The following is a 20,303-nucleotide window of genomic DNA, read 5'->3' on the forward strand; positions in this document are numbered from 1 at the left end:
CGTTACTTTCTTCTACTCTTACCTGACCTTTTACCAGAGAATGGTTTTTTCTTTCCAAAGGTTTTACCCTTACCATCTTCTTTGTGTGCAAACTGCTTTTTCTCAGGTTTACTGTAAAGTAATCTTTCGATCAAATCTTCCCTCCCCTTGCTTTGTAGTTTGTCTTTGATTCGATTGCGATACTCGCTCTTATGCCAGAAAAAGAACATGTGCTGATTACGCTTTTCTTTTTCCGACTTGGGTGTGAACAACTTCTGCATCGTATAGGGATGATAGCCAGAATAATAGATCACAGTAGCAACTGTCATCGGTGTCGGTGTAAAATCCTGTACTTGCTCCAACCTAAAGCCCATATCTTTAGTCTCAGCGGCTAAATTCGCCATATCTTCTTCTTTGCAACCTGGGTGACTAGATATGAAATAAGGGATCAACTGTTGATTGAGCTGATGCTTTTCGTTGATCTTGTCGTATTTCTTTTTGAACTCGTGAAAATGCTTAAAGGATGGCTTTCGCATGATCTTCAAAGTATCATCGGCTGTGTGTTCGGGTGCTACCTTCAATCTACCGGATACATGACGTGTAATCAGTTGCTCCATATACTCGTCGATACTGTCGTTGGCGTCCTTGTTATAACTTTTGGTAAGCAAGTCATATCGAATGCCGCTACCAACAAATGCTTTTTTCACGCTAGGGTGCTTATCTACCTTTCGGTAAAGCTCGGTCATCTGGCTATGATCAGTATCTAGGTTACTGCAGATCACCGGATGGATACATGATGGACTCACGCATCGATCACAAATTTCCTGCACCTTCCCTTTCAGACCGTACATATTGGCTGAGGGTCCGCCGAGATCTGAAATATATCCTTTGAAATCAGGCATTTTCGTTACCTGATCCACCTCCTTCATGATTGATTCCTGGCTCCTACTAGCTATGAACTTCCCTTGATGTGCTGAGATGGTACAAAAGCTACAGCCTCCAAAACACCCCCTATGCATATTGATCGAAAACTTGATCATTTCGTAAGCAGGAATAGGCCCACGTTTATTGTATTTGGGATGAGGAAGCCTCGTATATGGCAAGTCAAAAGATTGGTCAATCTCCTGCTCTGTCATGGTGTAATAAGGCGGATTGATCACTACCTGATAATCAGCAGCAGCTTGAATGATCCGATCCGCTTGAAGTCGATTGGACTCTTGCTCCACAAACTTGAAATTGGAAGCGTAGGACTTCTTGTCCCGCAAGCACTTTTCATGGGTATTGAGTACAATATCCTTCCAATCTTTATGCTTAGGCACTTCTTCGTTACGAGGTGCTTTGTAGCTAGTCTGTGGAATATTGGTCAGTTGATGGAATGGCACTCCTTTTCCCAACAAACTCATGATTTCTCTAAGCGGTTGCTCACCCATTCCATAAACCAACAAGTCCGCTCCACTATCCACCAAAATAGATGGCATCAATTTGTCCGACCAATAGTCGTAATGAGTCACTCTACGCAAACTGGCTTCTACCCCTCCGATCACTACCGGAACATCAGGGTAAATTTCTTTTAGAATTTTAGTGTAAGTGATGGTAGCATAATCTGGTCTAAAACCGGCATCTCCACCTGGCGTATAGGCATCGTTGGAGCGCTTTCTTTTGTTGGCTGTATAGTGATTGACCATAGAATCCATACATCCTGAAGTCACACCAAAAAACAACTTGGGTTTGCCAAACTTCTTAAAATCACGGAGATCATCTTGCCAGTTGGGTTGAGGAATAATGCCTACTCTATAACCGGCAGATTCTATAATTCTACCTATGACAGCACCTCCAAAGGCAGGGTGATCCACATAGGCATCTCCAGATATGATCACCACATCCAATTCATCCCATCCATGCGCTTCCAACTCCTTCTTAGTGATTGGAAGCCAATCCTTTAATTCATGCCTCACTGCCATATGGCAAAGCTAGCGAAAAAGATATGAAAGTAGGATTGTTGCTGGGTGTCGCTACCGTCACTCACGCTCGTGTCCTCACGAGACCTTCTTCATTTAGGTTCGTGAGACACGAATCACGACTCGCATAATTCCCTATGAAATTGCTTTTGATATACAATTAAATGGAATTTAAAATTGACCCGATTACATTTGCCGCTTACAAGCTATTATCATGGAAAATCACCGAACAGAAATCACGAACGACATTACCCAAAGTATCCGTAATTTCCTTGACGGTAAAAAATATAGCAAAATCGCTGTCATCTGCGATGAAAATACTGAAGTGCATTGTTTGCCTTTGGTTTTGGATGCACTTCCTGAGCACTACCTACTCAAAATTGACAGTGGAGAAGAAAACAAACATCTGGGTACTTGTGAAAAGCTTTGGATGGCACTTACTGAAGCTGGATTCGATCGAAAAGGGCTAATCATCAACCTGGGAGGCGGAGTCATCGGTGACATGGGCGGCTTTGTGGCTAGCACTTACAAGCGCGGGATGGACTTTTTAAACATTCCAACGACTTTACTATCTCAAGTAGATGCCAGCGTGGGTGGAAAACTAGGCGTAGATTTTCATGGATTCAAAAATCACATTGGACTCTTCGCCGAACCTCAAAATGTTTTGATTGACACTTGTTTCTACGCTACACTTCCCGATAGAGAACTTCGTTCTGGGTTTGCTGAAGTAATCAAACATGGATTGATCTACGACAAAGCTTATTGGATGAAAGTGAAGACGATAGATTTAGAAAATGCCAATTGGTCGGAGTTAGTGGATCGATCGATCGAAATCAAAAAAGAGGTGGTAAAAGCTGACCCTTTCGAATCTGGATTGAGGAAGATTCTAAATTTTGGACATACTTTGGGGCATGCCGTGGAGTCTTATTTTCTAGATAAGGCCGATCAACGTTTATTGCATGGTGAAGCTATAGCTGTAGGCATGATTTGCGAAGCTTATTTGTCTCAGAAATTCACCGGACTGACTTCCGAGGAGCTAGATGAAATTACGGCTTACTTGATCAAGATTTATAACCCAGTAAGTATTGACAAGTCACTCTTTGATGAAATCATTGGACTTACTCTTCAAGATAAGAAAAATGAAGGAGGAGTTGTTCAGTTTAGTCTATTGAGTTCGATTGGAGAAAGTAAAGTGAATGTGCCCATATCTGCACCAGATATGCTGGACAGTTTATTCTATTTTAATAAGCAAGTAGGGTAAAATAAAATTTCAAAAGGCATAAAAAAGGTTCGTGACATCACGAACCAAACCTGTTAATTCAATTTAGCGTCGACCTCTCGCCTCTTAGACGAAAAGGTCTGCTTTGGAATCTTCCGCAACGATCAACTCATCTACTTTTTTATTTTCAACTTTGTCGTTTTTGAAATAGAGATAAGTAGCCAACCCAACAGTTGCTCCAGCAGTTGCCCCCGCAACCAGTTTGCTCAAAATTCCTTTTCTTTTTTTGTTTGCTTTTTGCTTCATCATCGTATTCTCTGACCTATTGTAATAACAACTCTAAGGATCTAATCCCTCAAGTTTTTGCTTCATTTATTTCAACGGATAAACCGAATAATAGATTTACAAAATTGAAGATGAACGATTGTTTTGTTTAAGTCTTTGGTTTAGGGGAAGTATCAATTGTTCATCCTCAATTAAGTATGAGCAAGTACGCCTATATTCAAATTAAAATCCTGTCTAATCGCTTCAAATTCCTGCCTAGGCCTTAATATTGCAACTTCAAAAAATTGCAATCAAGAACATGAGTGGATCAATCAAATTAAGCAAGCCTACAACAACATTATCCCTCGATGTTCCATTGACCTCTTCGAAAAGTGAGAGCAATCGGGCCTTACTTTTGAATGAGTTGGGTGGCGGTAATTCAGAACTTAAAAACCTTTCAACGGCACGTGATACAGTCACTATGACCAAACTGATGGCATCAGATGAATACTCTCTAGACGTATTGGATGCTGGAACGGTGATGCGATTTACTACCGCTTTTCTGGCCATAGGAAAAAAGGAAAGAAGAATCACAGGTACACCTCGAATGTGCCAGCGTCCCATTGGTTTGCTCGTAGATGCACTCAATGAGCTAGGTGCTGAAATCGCGTATGAAAAAGAAGAAGGCTATCCCCCACTATTATTCAAGCCCTTCACCAATCAAAAAACCAACCAATTAACGATTCCGGGAAATATCAGCAGTCAGTATATTTCTGCTTTACTGATGATAGCACCTACCCTTCCTGAAGGTTTGACTATCACGCTCGAAGGTGAAATTTATAGCCGACCTTATATAGAAATGACTTTGAACTTGATGAAACACTTTGGAGTTTCAGGTGAGTTCAACAACAACCAAATAAGTGTTGAACATCAATCCTACCAATCTAATAGTTATACTATTGAATCAGATTGGTCTGGGGCGAGCTATTGGTACAGTTTGTTCGCATTGGCTGATGAAGCTCAAATCACTTTAAAGGGTTTAAGGTCAAAGTCAAACCAGGGAGATCATGCCATTGCTTCTATTATGGAAGGATTGGGTGTGAAATCTACTTTTGATGGAGAAATTGTCACGCTCAGCAAAACTGATGTTCAAGAAAAATTAGTCATCGACTTCAAATCGTGCCCAGATCTGGCACAAACGGTAATGGCCGCTGCCGCTGCCTTAGGAGTAGATTTAGAAATGACTGGACTGGAAAGTCTTAGAATCAAAGAATCTGATCGTACGGCTGCAATGGCAACTGAATTAGCTAAAATAGGCGCCAAGCTCAAAGAGCACGACAATGGACTGTGGATCCTTACATCTCCAAAGAAATTGGAAGTAACGGAGGTGATTGAATTCGACACCTACGACGACCATCGAATGGCCATGGCTTTGGCTCCATTAGCCATGAAGTTTGATTGCATCATTCACGAACCAGAAGTTGTTGTAAAATCCTATCCTGAATATTGGGATCATTTGGAGAAGGCGGGAGTGGTTATTCAATAGCCATCTAAAACCGCACAGAAACAGCATACCCCACCCAAGCAGATAGATGTACACCATTGTCTGTGGTGGATTCATAAAACCCATCACGATCTAAGTCACCATACCTATCGGTAACTGAATCATAAACTTTGGTTAGGTATAGATTCAATGTGGGGCCAGCATTGATGGATAGGTGTTTGCCTATTTGGTATCCAAGATTAAGGTTTAATCGATTAAGAAGATTTAAATCATCTTCTTCTATTTCTCTGTTTGGATTTTGAATGCTGTGAGCCACCAATTCTACATTTCCATACCACTTTTTCTTCAGGTTGAATTGTGTCCCAAAGCCAAGTCCATAATGCCATAAGTTATCCTTGGATGGATCAATACCGGCAGACAATACACTATAAAACCTGTGTATTCCAGACCTGAAATAGGCATGATAGGGCATGAACTCATTGTGTTCTATAGCGAATTGATGCAAACCACTTTTTACAAAATTGATCAGCCCGATGGGCACACCACTTACCACTGTATCGGCCATATTCAAGACACCAAATTGTACACCCTTCAGCTCTTTAGCCATATTTAAAAAGCCTGCTATTTGAACGCCCTCTACCTTGTTAGTCAAATTCACAAAGCCCGCAGTTTGAACACCTTTTGTCGATTTGGACATATTCACAAAACCTGCACCTTGAAAGCCATTCATGTCTTGAGTCGCCAAGTTTACAAATCCTGCTGCTTGCACGCCATCGACTTTTTTTGAAAGATTGACAAATCCGGCTGCTTGTACTCCTTTGACATCGTCAGTAACTACATTTAAAAACCCTGCTGCCTGCACACCATTGGTATACCCTTTAGTGGTATTGAGAAAGCCAGCCAGTTGGACGCCATGCGACTCACCACCGACTGCATTACCAAACCCACCAATCTGCACACCTGACATCTCTCTTCGGTCAATATTGTAAAAACCGCCCAGTTCTACTCCTTTCACACCATAAGCATATCCAGCCAATAAATTGATAGATAGGCTATTCCTGACCTGACCGCTCAATTTCCCATTCGTCCCTACCATCGGAACTAAAGAAAATTGGAAGAATCGATCTTCTTCCAAGGTCACATTTTTGGCGTTTTTTCTGGATTCATCGGGCGTGAAGAATTTTACCAGCTTTTTTGTCTCTATTTCAAACCGATCAGAAAGACGAACCTTTTCTTTTTTGATTGGTTTCAATGAAACTGACATTTCTGACACGTTCCTTACCTGAATAATGGTATCCTGATAATTTTCTCTGCTTATCGCAAAGGTTAGATAGTCAGTTTTTGCTCGCACCGTGATATCAAAGCCTCCACTGTTATCTGTAAGCGTAGCATCCAATTTGCTCACCTCATAAACGGTGGCATCTTTAATCACTTCACCTGTCTCAGCGTCCTTTACTGATCCGGAGAGCTTAATGGAGTGCTTTTTTTTTTCGTCCTTCTTTTTGGGAAGTATGATGGCGTAACTTCCTCTGAACTTAAGATCAAAATCTGATCCTAGTAAAATTTCTAAAACCTTTGCCAGCGGTTCTTCCTTAAAAGACTCATTGACAATTTTATCCTTTGGAATTTGGTCAGGATTGTAGGCTAATTTGACATCCTCCAACGCATTAATTTTTTCTAACGCTTGCTCTAATGTTACATCCTCAAAGGTAATGGTAATGCGCTGCTGAGAAAGCTCTTGGCCAAGCAAGGAATACCCCCCGCAGAAAAGGAGCATAATTAAAATAATTTTACTGCGGACAGCCATAGCCAGCTAATAAGTAGGAATCTCCTTGATTCGACCAAACCAAATTCAAGGTCTCTCCTATAATTTCTAAAACATGCTCGATTTCTTCGTCTTCAAAGTCAACATTGATCTTACAGTTTGCGATCTCGGGATTTGACAGCTTTACTTTTACTCCATAAACTTTTTGTATGGCATCAACGGCTTCTGAAACTGTCGCTCCTTTGAATGCGAGGGTTTTGGTTCGCCAATAGTTATGCATACCGGTATTGGCTGTTTCGATCTTCACAAGCAATTCAGTACTTCTATAATATACCCCTCGATAGCCAGCAGTAAGTATCTCTTCTTTTCCACCAACACTCATGCGGACTTTTCCGCTATCCACACTAACTACCACACTATCCTTGTTGGTATTATTGACATTAAATTTCGTGCCTAACACCTGCACTTCCACTTCGTCTGTCTCTATTAGAAAGGGCTGTCCAGGGTTATGGGCAACTTCAAAATACGCTTCACCTTTCAGCTGAACTTTCCGATTACTCCCTTTGAATTTATCAGGGTAAATCAACTGACTGCCTTCATTCAATGAAATTTTAGAACCATCCTCTAGTTCTATCGCTTGCTGCTCATTTTGGACTATTAGTTCAAGTGTTTCTACTCGATTTGACACATAAGTGAACCAGCCAGCCCCTAGAATCAATATGATCGATGCAGCAATTTTCAACCAGGTAAAACCAGAGGTCTTACGCGCATGATTTACCTGTTGAAATTTCTTCCAAGCCAAAGACGCATCATAATTCTCAACGCCCTTTCCAATACTAGTAATGGCTTTAATATCCAATAGCACCATCCGAACCCGTTCAAATTCTTCTAGATTTTGCTCAGACTCAGCCTTCCATGACAATACGATGCCTTGTTCATCAGGACTCACCTCATTCAAAAAATATCTGAACAGAAGTTCCTCTGAAACGCTATGTCTGTTTTTCTCACTCATTTTCTCCTAGAATGTGGACAACTATCTCTCATTTTACCCCCACAAGTTTTTTTGAAGCACCGAAATCATCCAAAATATGAAACTTGGCAAGTGCCTACTCAATGCCGATCTCATCACTTTTAATGCCCTTCCCATTTGATTTTCGACAGTCTTGATGGATAGTCCCAATTCCTCTGCAATTTCCTTATATTTCTTGTCCTCGAAACGGCTCATTTCAAAGATTTGCCTACACTTTTCAGGTAATTGGGCTAATCCCTCATCTATCTCCTTTTGCAATTCATCCAGCTCCAAAAAGTCAGTTTCAAAGCCTTCTGGTTTCCTCTGTTCTTGCTCTTCGTACCTTCGTTCTATCTTTTTATGCTTGATGTAGTTCAGGCAAGCATTTCTTACCGCACCATAGAGATAAGACTTCACTGCGGTTCGGATTTCTATCTGATCAGATTTGGACCATACGTTTGTGAAAGTATCTTGCACTATCTCCTCAGCTATTTCATGACTTTCTACATACTGAAATGCGAAAGCTGAGAGTTGTTGATAGTAGGTCTTAAACACCTTTTCAAAAGTGTTTTTGTTTGATAGATCGGTGATGTTTTTGGTGATTTCCAAATCAGTTTTCAACAACTCGACGAAAGTATCAAGATTTACTAATAATTGCAGCGATAATCGCCACTTTTAGGGTCGTTCAGCTTCATAATTGCAATAATCCATTCTTTTCGTATATTTTTTTTTGGCGAATTGCATGATTTCAGTAGCTTAGTTTGAACTGATTGGTCAGATGCAATCACATTTTGGACAAAACAAATATTCCACTTATCTAAATCCTGTATGAATTTACCTCATTCAAAATCAAGATATCTACTTCTATTTACGCTAGCTTTTATGCTTGTGGGGTCGATGTGTCTTGCTCAAAACAGAAATGAGAGAGATAGGGAAAGAATCAACACTTTGCTTTCAAATGCTAAAACCAGTCTGAATCGTTCAAATCTTGGTACATCACTCAATCAAGCGCAAGCAGCATTAGATCTGGCAGAAAAAAATGAAGATGTACAGAAGACCTGGGAGGCAAAAAATCTGATTGGAGAGGTCTATTTAACACAAAATGACTTTCAGAAAGCTATTCACATATTTCTTGAAATGAGTATGCAAGCCGAAAAAGTCAACAATTATAGTGTGTCAGCAAATGGGTACTTATCTCTTGCAAACATCTATTCCCACATGGGTGCTTTTACCAAGGCTAATGAAACCTATGCCATAGCCTACGATCAGTTCAATAAAATTGACTACGAACTGGGCATGATCGAGGTAAAGGCGGCGGCCAGCCTGAATCATCTTACCGCCAACAACCTTAAAAATGCCTTAGCCTCCTACAAGACGTTATTGGCCTTAGCTGAAAAAGACAATTTGGCCTATTTTAAATTGATCGCACATGACGGGCTATTGGAGGTGTATCAAAAAACTGAGGACAACCAAAAAGGTATTGCTACTGGCAAAGCCTATCTATCCTTGATTGAAACAGAAGGCGGCAGTGAGCAGATGGCAGCCAATGCTCACAATAGAATGGCGGCACTTTATCTCAACACTGGAGAAAACAACAAAGCAATAGAATCATTACAACAGGCAGAATCCATTGGCCAAACCGGCCAGGCAGGGAATAAAATATTGGCTCACACTTATGAATTGTTTTCAAAAGCTTACGACGCACTTGGAAACAAAGCAGAATCCAATCGATACCAAAACCAATTCAATTCGTTGGACAGAAGATTGCCTGCAGAAACCAGCTATCATCCGGACGACCTTGAGGAGGCCGAAACACTAGCCAGAGAATTAGAAAAAACTTCGAGAGCCATTATTACAGAAGAGCAGCTGGCAAAAGAGGCTGATGAGAAAAATAAACGCGAAGAAATTTTAAAAGATGAAATAGCCAGACTGAAAAGTTTGGAACATGAAGCGCTTGTAGGCAATAGAGAACTCGGACATACAGCCTTGGAGGCCGAATACATTCACCAAGATCTAATGGTAGCACAGCATGAGTTCGAAAGCACAGAACGACAGGCTGAAATCCTGAGATACAAAGAAAGTCTGGTTAGACATCAGCTGGAGTTAAAAGTAGCGGAGGAAGAAAAACTCATTCTTCAGCAACAAGCTGAAATCAGTGAAAAGAGACAACAGATTTATTTAATCATCGGCGGAGCCTTTCTTCTTATTGCTATTATTCTAGGTGTTGAGTATGTTAGAATTCGAAAACTCAACAAGCTGTTGAAATCACAACAAGACACCATTCATCAAAGAAATGTCGAATTGGAAATAAGCAACTCTACCATTATGGAGAAAAATGCCAAACTCCATAAAGCGCATGAGGAATTGAAAAGAACGCAGGCTAACTTGATACAAGCAGAGAAAATGTCTGCCTTAGGGATGCTGACAGCAGGTATTGCACACGAAGTGAATAATCCGATCAGCTTTGTGTCCAATGGCCTTCAAATATTAGATGAGAACATTTCTGAGACCTTTGATACACTAAGTACTTTTGAGCAAATCATACAGTTGAATGATATTGACGAAATCAAGAGTAATTACAATATTCACAAATCAGAAAACCAAAGTGTATCTGTGCTAAAAAAGGATACCGCTGATCTGCTGGAAGATGTAAAATTTGGCGCTACTCGAATTACTGAAATTGTAGATGGACTTAGAATTTTTTCAAGAAAAGACGAAAAGAAATTTAAAAAAGCGCAACTCAGCGACATTATCGAATCGGCCCTACTTATTTCTAAGTCGAAGTATAAAGGCCGCGTTCAGATCATCAAAGAGTACGGAAACAATATCCCCTCGATCGACTGCTATCCTGGGCAGCTCAATCAAATTTTCATCAATCTTATTGGCAACGCTTCGGATGCGATTGAAGGAGAAGGTTGGATCAAAATCATGCTTCAAAATATCGATAATAAATATGTTCGAGCTATTGTTCAAGACAGTGGCAGCGGCATGACAGAAGATGTGAAGAAGAAAATTTTCGAACCCCTCTATACCACCAAAGAATCAGGCAAAGGTACTGGCCTTGGACTGTCCATCACTACTGATATTATAAAAACTCACAGAGGTCATATCGATGTCAGAAGTAAGGTTGGAGTAGGAACAGCGTTCATCCTTACCCTACAAGTGGACTTGATGAAAGGCAAGAATCAAGAAACAGATAGTTAATTCCAGTGATCTTAATCATGTCTCGTCAAGGACAGTGAATTAGGCAGATCGGTCAATTCTCATTAGATTTGCCGATTGGCCTACGGGAAAATTTTTCCTTGGTTGCCATTTTGGCAAGTTTATTGACCTAACCAGAGAAAAATTAAGCAGCTATGATAAGATATAAGTTTTCTAAAAAGCAGGATCAGGAGTTTACCGCAACGCTTCGAAGCAGAGTCAACAACTATTTTCAGGAAAACAACCTAAATCGTGATGCTAATTCCACGATGGTGATCAAATCCATCTGTCTTTTCACATGGTATCTCACACCTTATTTTATTATCATATTTTCTGGAATTACCAGCCTTCCCATATTGATGAGTCTTTGGGTAGTAATGGGATTGGGGAAAGCATTCATAGGTACTGCAGTCATGCACGATTCTTTGCATGGCTCCTATTCCAATAGTAAAAAAGTAAACTTCTGGATGGGCCTATCTGCCATGATCATTGGCGTGGATTCTCTGATTTGGAAAATCCAGCATAACGTCATCCATCATACCTATACCAACATCGAACACACGGATGAAGACATTCTTCCTCGCTTCGTCTTCCGTTTTTCAAACAACCAACCCAAAATGTGGTTCCATAGGTTCCAACACATCTACGCACCAATTTTTTACTGTGTACCTCTTTTAGAGTGGTTGACTACCAAAGATTTTTTAAAGGCATTTGATTATAAAAAAATGCGTCTGATCAAACCAGGGGCAGAGTTTAGAAAAGAATTTGCAGCGATAGTGCTTAGGAAATTTTTCTATTACATATTCTTCGTGGCCGTTCCTATGCTAGTGGTACCAATTCCTGCTTGGATTACTTTGGTAATGATATTGGTATCGAGTGGGGTAACTGGTATCATGCTCGCCATGATTTTCCAGACTGCTCACGTAGTGCCATCTGCGGCATTTTATGAGATAGAAGGTGAAGAGGTAGACCACAGCTGGTCGGCCCATCAGCTCTTGACAACGTGCAACTATGGTATGAATGACAAAGTCTTGAGTTGGTTAGTTGGTGGGTTAAACTTCCAAGTAGAGCACCATCTCTTTCCCGACATTTGCCATGTGCATTACCCGGCCATTGCTCCTATCGTTCAGCAAACCACGAAGGAATTTGGGCTGCCGTACTATGCCGTAGATTCGTTTGGTGATGCGGTCAAAAGCCACTTCCACATGCTCAAGCAGTTAGGCAAGCAAGAAGTGTACGAAGGTCAGCCGGCGTTCTTTGTGGCGAAGGCTTGAGGAATTAAACTTATTGCATGCATTCCATCCATTCCTTGATTTGATGTGTCTTCTCTTCAGAATCAAAAATCTAGATTTTAATGAAGACGACCCTACTTTTTCTAATACTATGTATCTCAATTCTCTCCTGCTCTGAGGATGAAAAGGAATGCATAGAAAAGATTGACCCTGCCTGTGGGTGCACTCAGGAGTATGAACCCGTTTGCGGCTGTAATGGAAAAACCTATGGCAATGCATGCATGGCTGCCTGTGCCAACATCATTGACTATGAGGAAGGGGAATGTTTAAACTAATTCATAGGTCAGGGTTTAAACCCTGACCTATGAATATTATAATGTCTTCAACACCTCTTCCAGCTGCCCTAGATCGGCATTCATTTCGATGGCTACTTTCTTGCGATCGATGTAGTCTTGCAGTCTTTGTGGAATTTCTACTTTCTCCTTGATGATAGGCTCTACCACGTCCAAGAATTTCGCTGGATGGGCTGTTTCTAAAAATACACCTACGGCATCATTGTCTTTCAAATAAGCCTTCAATCCCAAATAGCCTACTGCGCCATGCGGATCTAACAAGTATCCAGTATCGGCATACACCTTTTTGATGGTCTCGCTGGTTTCCTCATCTGAGTAAGTATAACCTTTCAACTCCTTTCTAAACGATTCGAGGTCGGCACCAAACAAATCATTCATTCTATAGAAGTTGCTCGGGTTGCCCACGTCCATGGCATTGGAAATGGTTTCGACTGATCGTCTCGGCTCAAAATTGCCGGATCTCAGGTAGGCCGGTACAATGTCGTTGGCATTAGCCGAAGCGATATACTGCTTGATCGGCAAGCCCATTTTCTTGGCCAGCAGACCAGCGGTCAAGTTGCCATAGTTGCCACTTGGTACAGAGATCGCCAAATCCTTTTCTTCGCCCAACATGGCATAGGTCCAGAAGTAATAAAAAGACTGAGGAATCAGACGCGCCATATTGATAGAGTTGGCTGAAGTCAGGTTATACTTGGCCTTCATCTCCAGATTCAAGAACGAATCTTTGACCAACTTCTGACAATCGTCGAACGTGCCGTCCACTTCGCACGCGGTGATGTTTTCTCCAAGTGTAGTCAATTGCTGCTCCTGAATTTTGCTGATTTTCCCTTTCGGGTAAAGGATCACCACGTTGATGTTTTTCATCCCTAAGAAACCGCTAGCTACCGCACTACCGGTATCGCCCGAAGTAGCCACCAGAATGGTAGCTTTCTTGTCGCTTTGGCGAGAGAAGTAGCTCAGACATCGGGCCAAAAACCTCGCTCCCACATCCTTAAATGCGCAAGTAGGGCCATGATACAGCTCCAGCGAATAAACACCTTCTTCCACTTCTACCAAAGGCAAATCAAAAGCCAAGGTCCCCGCCACTATTTCCTTCAACTCCTTTTCAGGAATCTCATCTTCGATGAAACATTTCGCCACTTCATAGGCAATGTCATGCAATGGCATGTCATGAATATTCTTAAAAAAATCAGCAGGCAACTGCTTTATTTCCTTTGGCATATACAAGCCATTGTCATCGGGCAAACCTTGAAAAATGGCTTTTTCGAAACTTACTTCTGGGACTTGCTTATTGGTGCTATAATATTTCATTGTGTTCTTTCTATGCAATTCTATGCTAGAATTGGATTACATTTTTTCTCCTTTAAACATCAAGATAGATTCTACAGATTCTTCTTTTAGATGCTTAAACTTCAGACGAGTATCGTCTTTCATAAATTCTTTCAATTTGTCTTCCGACTCAAAACTGACAATATGGATTTCGTATGGCTTTCTTTCTTCACCATCGACATAAGCCGCTGACTCTGGTCGCAGTCTTTGCACCAGTTTGCCAGAATACTTTTCCATCAATGGAATAGCATGATTTTCAAATTCTTGAAAAATCGCTTCCTTTCCAGGTTTGATATAGATCAGTTGAGTGATGTACAACATGGCCTTAGATGGCTCTTACGCCTTCTTTCCCTATTTTCGACATATATGAATACGCCAATATGCCTACTTCATCATATTTGGCTTGCATCAATGCTTTAATTTCCAAAGCCGTACTTTCCCCCTTACTAAACGCAAAAATAGAGGGGCCTGATCCAGCAATACTACATCCCAGTGCTCCGGCATCTAGTACGGCCTCTTTCACCTCGTCGTAAAGCGGAATCAATATTTTCCTTACAGGCTCCACTATTTTATCTACCATGGAACGACCGATGAGATCGTAGTCCGACTCGTACAGTCCTGACACCAAACCGCCAACATTGCCCCATTGCTCTACGGCAATCGAAAGATCCACTTGTTTTTTTAAGATCTTTTTAGCATCGGTGGTTTTGATTTCCACTTGTGGGTGAATCACCGTCACGTACAAAACTTCTGGCACGGGCAATTGCAAAATATCCAACGGCTCGTAGCTACGCACTAAGGTAAACCCTCCTAGCAAGTTGGGCGCTACATTGTCTGCGTGTGCTTTTTTCGATACGACCTTCTCGCCTTCCATAGCAAACTCCACGAGCTGCATAGGAGTAAATGGCCTACCCAATAATTCATTGACAGCAAAAACGCCACCTGCCGAACTGGATGCGCTAGTGCCCATGCCGCTACCAGGATTGATTGTTTTCTTTATCGTGAATGAAAAACCCTGCTTGCTCCCTGCCGCATTTAGCAGTGCCTGAGCAGCTACCGTTGCCGTATTTACAGTAGGATCTTTGGGTAGGTCAAACCCTATGATTTCGTCAATCACCAGTTGACCATCGTCTCTTTTGGAGACTTCCATTTCTTCACCAATCCCAGCCAGGGCAAAACCCAATACGTCGTAGCCGCAACCTACATTGGCGACTGTTGAGGGAGAGAATATTTTAATTTTGTCAGGCATAATTTAGCTATTTGCAATTCGCATGATATCAGCAAATATACCCATCGCAGTCACTGCTGCACCAGCACCAGCTCCTTTTATCACTAGTGGATTGTCGTCGTACCTGTGGGTATTAAACAACACGATATTGTCACTTCCTTCCAAATTATAGAATGGGTGCGATTTTCCAATTTCTTTTAATCCTACAGAGGCTTTGCCGTTGTCATAAGAAGCGACCACTTTCAAGCGAGCATTGTTAGCCTCGGCCTGCTCTACCAAAGATTGGAAATGGGCATCATGCTCTTCCAACTTGGCGTAAAAGTCATTGTTATTATCCGTCTTCATACAAGCTTCAGGTATAAACGATTCGCTCACGATGTCATCCAATTCGATTTCTACACCACATTCTCTGATCAAAATCAAAATCTTCCGCATTACATCTACACCACTCAAATCGATCTTTGGATCTGGCTCAGTGTATCCTTCCTCACCGGCTTGCTTCACGATATCCGCAAACTTCACTCCCGGCTTGAAATTATTAAAAATGAAGTTTAGGCTGCCAGAAAGTACAGCCTCAATTTTCTTTACCTTATCACCACTCTTAATCAAGTCTTGTAGCGTAGTGATGACTGGCAAACCTGCGCCTACATTCGTCTCGTAGTAGAATTTAGACTTGTACTCACGCGCTGTGTTTTTCAGTTCTTGATAGTTTTCGTAAGAAGATGCACAAGCGATCTTATTAGGAGTGACTACCGAAATATTCTTATTCAAAATGCCGTTGTACAGACCAGCAATCTCTGCGCTGGCTGTGTTGTCCACGAATACGCTATTACGCAAGTTCATGTCCTGAATTGCTTGAATGAAGGCGTCGTTCGACATTTTCAAATCGCTACCTAATAGCAAATCTTTCCACTTGGACAGATCAATACCGTCTTCATCGAAGAACATTTTCTTACTATTGGCCAAGCCAACTATACGCAAGTCGACGTGCTCGTTTTCACTCAAATATTCTTGTTGCTTAGCGATCTGCTGAATCAAAGTACCTCCCACATTTCCTATTCCGACTAGAAACAAGTTGATTCTTTTCTTCTCAGAAAGGAAGAAGCTTTCGTGTAATACGTTTAGCGATTTTTTGAGGTGACGCTCCTGGATCACTACCGTGATGTTTCTTTCAGACGAGCCCTGCGCAATGGCTTTGATGTTTACCCCATTTTCGCCAAGAGCGGCAAACATCTGCCCACTGATTCCCACGTGATCACGCATCTTGTCGCCTACTAAGGCCACGATGGCTAGGTTTTCTTCTACCTCTAGCGGATTGACTTTATTCAAGCTCAGTTCAAACTGAAACTCTTCTGCTATGGCAGCTCTACTCGCCTCCACGTCGTTGCCATCCACACCCACGCAGATCGAATGCTCAGACGAGGCCTGCGTAATGATGATCACATTCACTTTGGCTTCCGACAGAGCTTTGAACAGTCTGAAAGAGAATTTCGGAATACCGATCATGCCACTACCCGACAAGTTGAGCAGTGCGATATTTTTTACACTTGATAAACCTTTTACGAACTGCTTTGATCCGTTGGAGTCGGCGCTAATGGTTGTACCGGCATCCTGAGGTCTAAAAGTGTTTTTGATCTTGATTGGAATGTTTTTGTCCAATGCCGGCTGAATGGTCGGCGGATAGATCACTTTTGCTCCGAAGTGCGACAGCTCCATCGCTTCCTGATAGGAGATTTTTTCTATCGGATGTGCCGATGATACTGCTCTAGGATCGGAAGTCATCATACCGCTCACATCCGTCCAGATTTCGAAAGTATCTACTTCGAGTGCCGCCGCCAGAATGGCTGCTGTGTAGTCAGACCCGCCACGACCTAATGTGGTGTTTACATTTTCCTCATTAGAAGAAACAAATCCAGGACAAACCACCAAGTCCGCCGATGATTTGAAAAATTTCTTAATGTTTTTATTGGTTGCACTAAACTCTACAATGGCGTTGTTGAAAGTGCTATCGGTTTTGATCATGGCGCCAGTATTCCCCCAGTCGGTAGTCAAGCCTTCTGCGTTCAGGAAATCAACGATGATATTAGAAGACAATATCTCACCCATACCCAATACACGATCCAAAGATCTTGGCGAAAGCTCACCAATCAAAAAGATACCTTTCATGATATCTTCCAGGTCGTTCAATAAGATTTTGGTTTTGCTGAGTGTACCCGATTGGTTTTTGACTGGTAGCAATTCTTTGACGGTATCAAGATGCCTAGCCTCAATTTTGGCGAATAGCTCCTGATACGACTCGTCACCAGCAGCAGCCAAGTCGCTACACTCATGGAGTAGGTTGGTCACGCCACCGAAGGCAGACACTACACACACTTGCTTTTCTTCTTTTCCAGCTGATAAGATGTCCTTTACCACTCTCAAATTATCCGGGGTACCTACGGATGTACCTCCAAATTTCAACACTTTCATTATATAAGATTTTAGACGTTAGACTCAAGATATTAGGCTTGGGTCTTTATTTATTTAAGTTTTGAACTTTCGCTTACAACAAACTAAGCTAGGGTTCGATAATTATTCTAATAAGATTTCTCCCTATCGGTCGAAATGACAATACGTGATCAATGTCGCTATTCATTGGTCATTAATCACTTTTCATTATACCAAATACTGCATCAAATCCGGTTTTTCATTCAGGTATTCGAAAACGAAACTTTTGGTTTCCATTTTTTTGAATAAGTCCTGAAGGCTGTCCTTGTTTTGTAATTCTATTCCTATCAAAGCGGGTCCTTTTTCTCTGCTGTTCTTTTTCGAATACTCGAAATGAACAATATCATCACCAGGCCCAAGTACCTCCGTCAAAAACTCCCGAAGGGCACCAGCCCTTTGCGGAAATCGAATGATGAAGTAATGTTTGATGCCTTCATACAATAAAGACCGCTCTTTAATTTCTTCTGTTCGGGTAATGTCGTTGTTGCTGCCGCTGATCACGCAGACTACTTTTTTGCCTTTGATCTTGTCTGCATAAAAGTCCAAGGCCGCCAAGCTCAGTGCACCTGCCGGCTCTACTACGATGGCTTCCTGATTGTACAATTGCAGGATCATCGAGCACACCTTGCCTTCTGGTACGAGGATGATATCATCCAAACCTTCTTTGCAAATTTCTAAAGTCTTGGCTCCTACTTGCTTCACCGCTGCGCCGTCGATAAAGGTGTCGATCTTTGGCAATATGATGTTGGTGCCTTGAGCGATGGAGTCCTTCATAGCCGGTGCTCCAGTAGGCTCTACGCCAATGATTTTCGTATTCGGAGATAATGTTTTCAGTGCAGTAATGGCACCTGCAGCCAAACCACCACCACCGATTGGCACGAACAAATAATCGATCGGGCCATCTGCATCTTCTAAGATTTCTAAGGCAACGGTTCCTTGTCCTTCGATTACTTTTTCGTCATCGAATGGATGCACGAAAGTAGCCTGATGCTTGTCGCAATAATCGATCGCATGATTGTAAGCATCATCGAAAGTATCACCCACGAGAACCACCTCAACCACCTCTTTGCCAAACATACGAACTTGCCCGATCTTCTGCTTGGGCGTAACACTTGGCATAAAGATCGTGCCTTTGATTCCGAGTTTTTGACACGAGTAGGCTACACCTTGTGCGTGGTTGCCAGCGCTGGCACAGACGATGCCATTGGCTCGTTCGCTGTCGTTGAGGCTGGATATTTTATGGTAGGCTCCACGGATTTTGTAGGAGCGTACGGCTTGCAGATCTTCTCTTTTGAATGAGATATCTGCCTGATATCTTTCAGAAAAATTAAGATTTTTCATCAAGGGTGTACGCACAACTACATTGTTGAGCTTCACCTTGGCGGCTTGTATGCCTTCGTAAGAAGGTATGTTGATATCGGCGGCAGCTATTCCCATTTTATATCAGACGTCTACCTCTTCGTTTATGTCGGAAGTACAAAACTCATTGATCGCATCAGCGATTTTGCTGAAGGTCTCGTGCAAGACTTCTTTGTTTTCTTCGAGTAGCGTGATTCTAAAGCCTCTCAATTCGGATTGAAAAGAAGACAATGGCACCACACATACGCCTTTTGCGGCAAGCAAATAATACACAAATCGCTTGTCTGGTTCACCTATGCGCTCTACCCAAGATTCAGCCAAGGCTTTGACCTCAGTGTTATCTATCTGCAAGGCTTGATTGTTATTCAAGACGCCGTCTTTGAATACAATGGTATTGTAGAATGCCCCGTTCGTTTTGTTGAAAGTCACATAAGGCAGATCCTTCAAATACTGCGAAATGATTTCACTTCGTTCTGCGATTTCAGTTCTTCGCTGAGCCAGATACTCCTGATAGTTAGGGTGTTCCTGAATCAGAGGCAATGCCTTTTGTGGCAAGGTAGTAGAACACACCTCTACCATCTTAGCATTTTCTAGCGTAGCGCAATATTTGTTAAATTCTTCGTCGGCCTCACGATTGTAGAACTCCATCCAGCCACACCGGCTGCCTGGCCACGGGCAGTCTTTGGATATACCTTTCAGTGCGATACCTGGCACATCTCCCAAAACTTCCGACAAGGCTTTTGTCTTTGTGTCGTTGTAAATGATGTTGGTATAGATCTCATCGCTGGCAATGAAGAGATTGAATTCTTTTGCGATCTCTACGATCTTCATCAAATACTCCTCGGGATATACCATACCCGTTGGGTTGTCCGGATTGATGATCAGGATACCCACGATATTTGGATTGTATTTCACTTTTAGACGCAAGTCGTCTAAGTCCGGATACCAGTTGTTTTCTGGATCCAGGTTATAAGTGAGCGGTTCTTTGTTGGAATGTGCTGCCTCCAAAGCAGAGTGCGTAGAATAAGCCGGTGACGGCCCTATCACTCTCGAATAAGGATTGAGAAACTGATACAGTTTTCCAATCGCATCACCCAATCCATTGAAGAATAACACATCGTCGGCAGTGATCTGCACGCCGTTCTTTTTGTTGTTTTTCTGAGCCAGGTATTGTCTGGTCTCCAACACGCCTTTCGAATGGCAATAGCCATAGGTAGAGTTTTCATTGACCAATCCAGTCAAAATCTCCTTGATCCAGGCAGGTACGACTGCATGCTTCAATATCGGATCTCCAATATTTTCCCAATAGATCCGTTGGTCCAACGCTTGTAGGGCTTCAGCTTTCTTGACTATGTCTCTGATTTCATAGTCCAGCTGGCTCGATCCTTCATGTAGTAGTACTTGGCGCATTTTTGT

At 42.0% G+C, this 20,303-nt stretch carries 16 protein-coding genes; 5 read left to right on the plus strand and 11 right to left on the minus strand.

The genetic code is table 11. The features are described 5' to 3' along the window. Nucleotides 1–2: 2 nt before the first annotated feature. Entirely contained in the window at nt 3–1,940 is a 1,938-nt protein-coding gene (locus tag R8N23_RS16945) for a YgiQ family radical SAM protein (RefSeq protein ID WP_318172798.1), read from the minus strand. A gap of 211 nt (nt 1,941–2,151) precedes the next feature. Here R8N23_RS16945 and aroB point away from each other — a divergent pair, with 211 nt between their 5' ends. After that, nucleotides 2,152–3,198 carry a 3-dehydroquinate synthase gene (gene aroB, locus R8N23_RS16950; protein WP_318172799.1) on the plus strand — a complete coding sequence of 349 codons (1,047 nt, stop codon included), beginning with the start codon at nt 2,152–2,154 and terminating at the stop codon, nt 3,196–3,198. An 84-nt stretch (nt 3,199–3,282) separates the two neighbouring features. Here aroB and R8N23_RS16955 read toward each other — a convergent pair whose 3' ends face one another. Then, nucleotides 3,283–3,462, minus strand: coding sequence for a hypothetical protein (locus R8N23_RS16955; protein ID WP_318172800.1), 180 nt, complete (start codon nt 3,460–3,462; stop codon nt 3,283–3,285). A gap of 277 nt (nt 3,463–3,739) precedes the next feature. Between R8N23_RS16955 and R8N23_RS16960 the strand changes: the two genes are divergently transcribed. Then, entirely contained in the window at nt 3,740–4,966 is a 1,227-nt protein-coding gene (locus R8N23_RS16960) for a 3-phosphoshikimate 1-carboxyvinyltransferase (RefSeq protein ID WP_318172801.1), read from the plus strand. A gap of 4 nt (nt 4,967–4,970) precedes the next feature. On the opposite strand, the gene R8N23_RS16965 is transcribed toward R8N23_RS16960, so the two are convergent. The 3 genes from R8N23_RS16965 to R8N23_RS16975 are packed head-to-tail and all read right to left on the minus strand — an operon-like array spanning nt 4,971 to nt 8,307. Further along, on the minus strand, nt 4,971–6,701 hold the full coding sequence (locus R8N23_RS16965; RefSeq protein ID WP_318172802.1) for a hypothetical protein: 1,731 nt from the start codon (nt 6,699–6,701) through the stop codon (nt 4,971–4,973). A 13-nt stretch (nt 6,702–6,714) separates the two neighbouring features. Next, nucleotides 6,715–7,701: a FecR family protein gene (locus R8N23_RS16970; protein WP_318172803.1), complete on the minus strand. Its 987-nt coding sequence runs from the start codon at nt 7,699–7,701 to the stop codon at nt 6,715–6,717. Nucleotides 7,702–7,734: 33 nt separating this feature from the next. Then, nucleotides 7,735–8,307: an RNA polymerase sigma-70 factor gene (locus R8N23_RS16975; RefSeq protein WP_318172804.1), complete on the minus strand. Its 573-nt coding sequence runs from the start codon at nt 8,305–8,307 to the stop codon at nt 7,735–7,737. 219 nt (nt 8,308–8,526) lie between these two features. Here R8N23_RS16975 and R8N23_RS16980 point away from each other — a divergent pair, with 219 nt between their 5' ends. From R8N23_RS16980 to R8N23_RS16990, 3 genes are all read left to right on the plus strand, one after another. After that, the gene (locus tag R8N23_RS16980; protein WP_318172805.1) at nt 8,527–10,902 is read left to right on the plus strand and encodes an ATP-binding protein; all 2,376 of its coding nucleotides are present in this window, start codon (nt 8,527–8,529) and stop codon (nt 10,900–10,902) included. 152 nt (nt 10,903–11,054) lie between these two features. Then, the gene (locus R8N23_RS16985) at nt 11,055–12,173 is read left to right on the plus strand and encodes an acyl-CoA desaturase (RefSeq protein WP_318172806.1); all 1,119 of its coding nucleotides are present in this window, start codon (nt 11,055–11,057) and stop codon (nt 12,171–12,173) included. Between the two features lie 80 nt (nt 12,174–12,253). Beyond that, a complete protein-coding gene (locus R8N23_RS16990; RefSeq protein ID WP_318172807.1) occupies nt 12,254–12,466 on the plus strand; it encodes a Kazal-type serine protease inhibitor domain-containing protein in 213 nt (70 codons plus the stop codon). A 36-nt stretch (nt 12,467–12,502) separates the two neighbouring features. On the opposite strand, the gene thrC is transcribed toward R8N23_RS16990, so the two are convergent. The 6 genes from thrC to R8N23_RS17020 form a co-directional block, all read right to left on the minus strand. Further along, nucleotides 12,503–13,795, minus strand: coding sequence for a threonine synthase (gene thrC, locus R8N23_RS16995; protein ID WP_318172808.1), 1,293 nt, complete (start codon nt 13,793–13,795; stop codon nt 12,503–12,505). A gap of 36 nt (nt 13,796–13,831) precedes the next feature. Next, nucleotides 13,832–14,134: a DUF1330 domain-containing protein gene (locus R8N23_RS17000; RefSeq protein ID WP_318172809.1), complete on the minus strand. Its 303-nt coding sequence runs from the start codon at nt 14,132–14,134 to the stop codon at nt 13,832–13,834. Between the two features lie 4 nt (nt 14,135–14,138). Continuing rightward, nucleotides 14,139–15,062: a homoserine kinase gene (locus R8N23_RS17005; RefSeq protein ID WP_318172810.1), complete on the minus strand. Its 924-nt coding sequence runs from the start codon at nt 15,060–15,062 to the stop codon at nt 14,139–14,141. A 3-nt stretch (nt 15,063–15,065) separates the two neighbouring features. Beyond that, the gene (gene thrA / locus R8N23_RS17010) at nt 15,066–17,510 is read right to left on the minus strand and encodes a bifunctional aspartate kinase/homoserine dehydrogenase I (RefSeq protein ID WP_318172811.1); all 2,445 of its coding nucleotides are present in this window, start codon (nt 17,508–17,510) and stop codon (nt 15,066–15,068) included. Between the two features lie 186 nt (nt 17,511–17,696). Further along, complete coding sequence (gene ilvA, locus R8N23_RS17015) at nt 17,697–18,965, minus strand: threonine ammonia-lyase IlvA (protein WP_318172812.1); 1,269 nt, start codon at nt 18,963–18,965, stop codon at nt 17,697–17,699. A gap of 6 nt (nt 18,966–18,971) precedes the next feature. Next, nucleotides 18,972–20,297 carry a pyridoxal phosphate-dependent aminotransferase gene (locus tag R8N23_RS17020; RefSeq protein WP_318172813.1) on the minus strand — a complete coding sequence of 442 codons (1,326 nt, stop codon included), beginning with the start codon at nt 20,295–20,297 and terminating at the stop codon, nt 18,972–18,974. Between the last annotated feature and the right edge of the window lie 6 nt (nt 20,298–20,303).

This window comes from Reichenbachiella sp. (genome assembly GCF_033344935.1).
In the GTDB taxonomy this organism is placed as follows: domain Bacteria; phylum Bacteroidota; class Bacteroidia; order Cytophagales; family Cyclobacteriaceae; genus Reichenbachiella.

Coding starts and splice junctions, on each gene's coding strand:
- R8N23_RS16945 (WP_318172798.1), bottom strand. CDS start 1,940: ATGGCAGTGAGGCATGAATTAAAGGATTGGCTTCCAATCACTAAGAAG.
- aroB (WP_318172799.1), top strand. CDS start 2,152: ATGGAAAATCACCGAACAGAAATCACGAACGACATTACCCAAAGTATC.
- R8N23_RS16955 (WP_318172800.1), bottom strand. CDS start 3,462: ATGAAGCAAAAAGCAAACAAAAAAAGAAAAGGAATTTTGAGCAAACTG.
- R8N23_RS16960 (WP_318172801.1), top strand. CDS start 3,740: ATGAGTGGATCAATCAAATTAAGCAAGCCTACAACAACATTATCCCTC.
- R8N23_RS16965 (WP_318172802.1), bottom strand. CDS start 6,701: ATGCTCCTTTTCTGCGGGGGGTATTCCTTGCTTGGCCAAGAGCTTTCT.
- R8N23_RS16970 (WP_318172803.1), bottom strand. CDS start 7,701: ATGAGTGAGAAAAACAGACATAGCGTTTCAGAGGAACTTCTGTTCAGA.
- R8N23_RS16980 (WP_318172805.1), top strand. CDS start 8,527: ATGAATTTACCTCATTCAAAATCAAGATATCTACTTCTATTTACGCTA.
- R8N23_RS16985 (WP_318172806.1), top strand. CDS start 11,055: ATGATAAGATATAAGTTTTCTAAAAAGCAGGATCAGGAGTTTACCGCA.
- R8N23_RS16990 (WP_318172807.1), top strand. CDS start 12,254: ATGAAGACGACCCTACTTTTTCTAATACTATGTATCTCAATTCTCTCC.
- thrC (WP_318172808.1), bottom strand. CDS start 13,795: ATGAAATATTATAGCACCAATAAGCAAGTCCCAGAAGTAAGTTTCGAA.
- R8N23_RS17000 (WP_318172809.1), bottom strand. CDS start 14,134: ATGTTGTACATCACTCAACTGATCTATATCAAACCTGGAAAGGAAGCG.
- R8N23_RS17005 (WP_318172810.1), bottom strand. CDS start 15,062: ATGCCTGACAAAATTAAAATATTCTCTCCCTCAACAGTCGCCAATGTA.
- thrA (WP_318172811.1), bottom strand. CDS start 17,510: ATGAAAGTGTTGAAATTTGGAGGTACATCCGTAGGTACCCCGGATAAT.
- ilvA (WP_318172812.1), bottom strand. CDS start 18,965: ATGGGAATAGCTGCCGCCGATATCAACATACCTTCTTACGAAGGCATA.
- R8N23_RS17020 (WP_318172813.1), bottom strand. CDS start 20,297: ATGCGCCAAGTACTACTACATGAAGGATCGAGCCAGCTGGACTATGAA.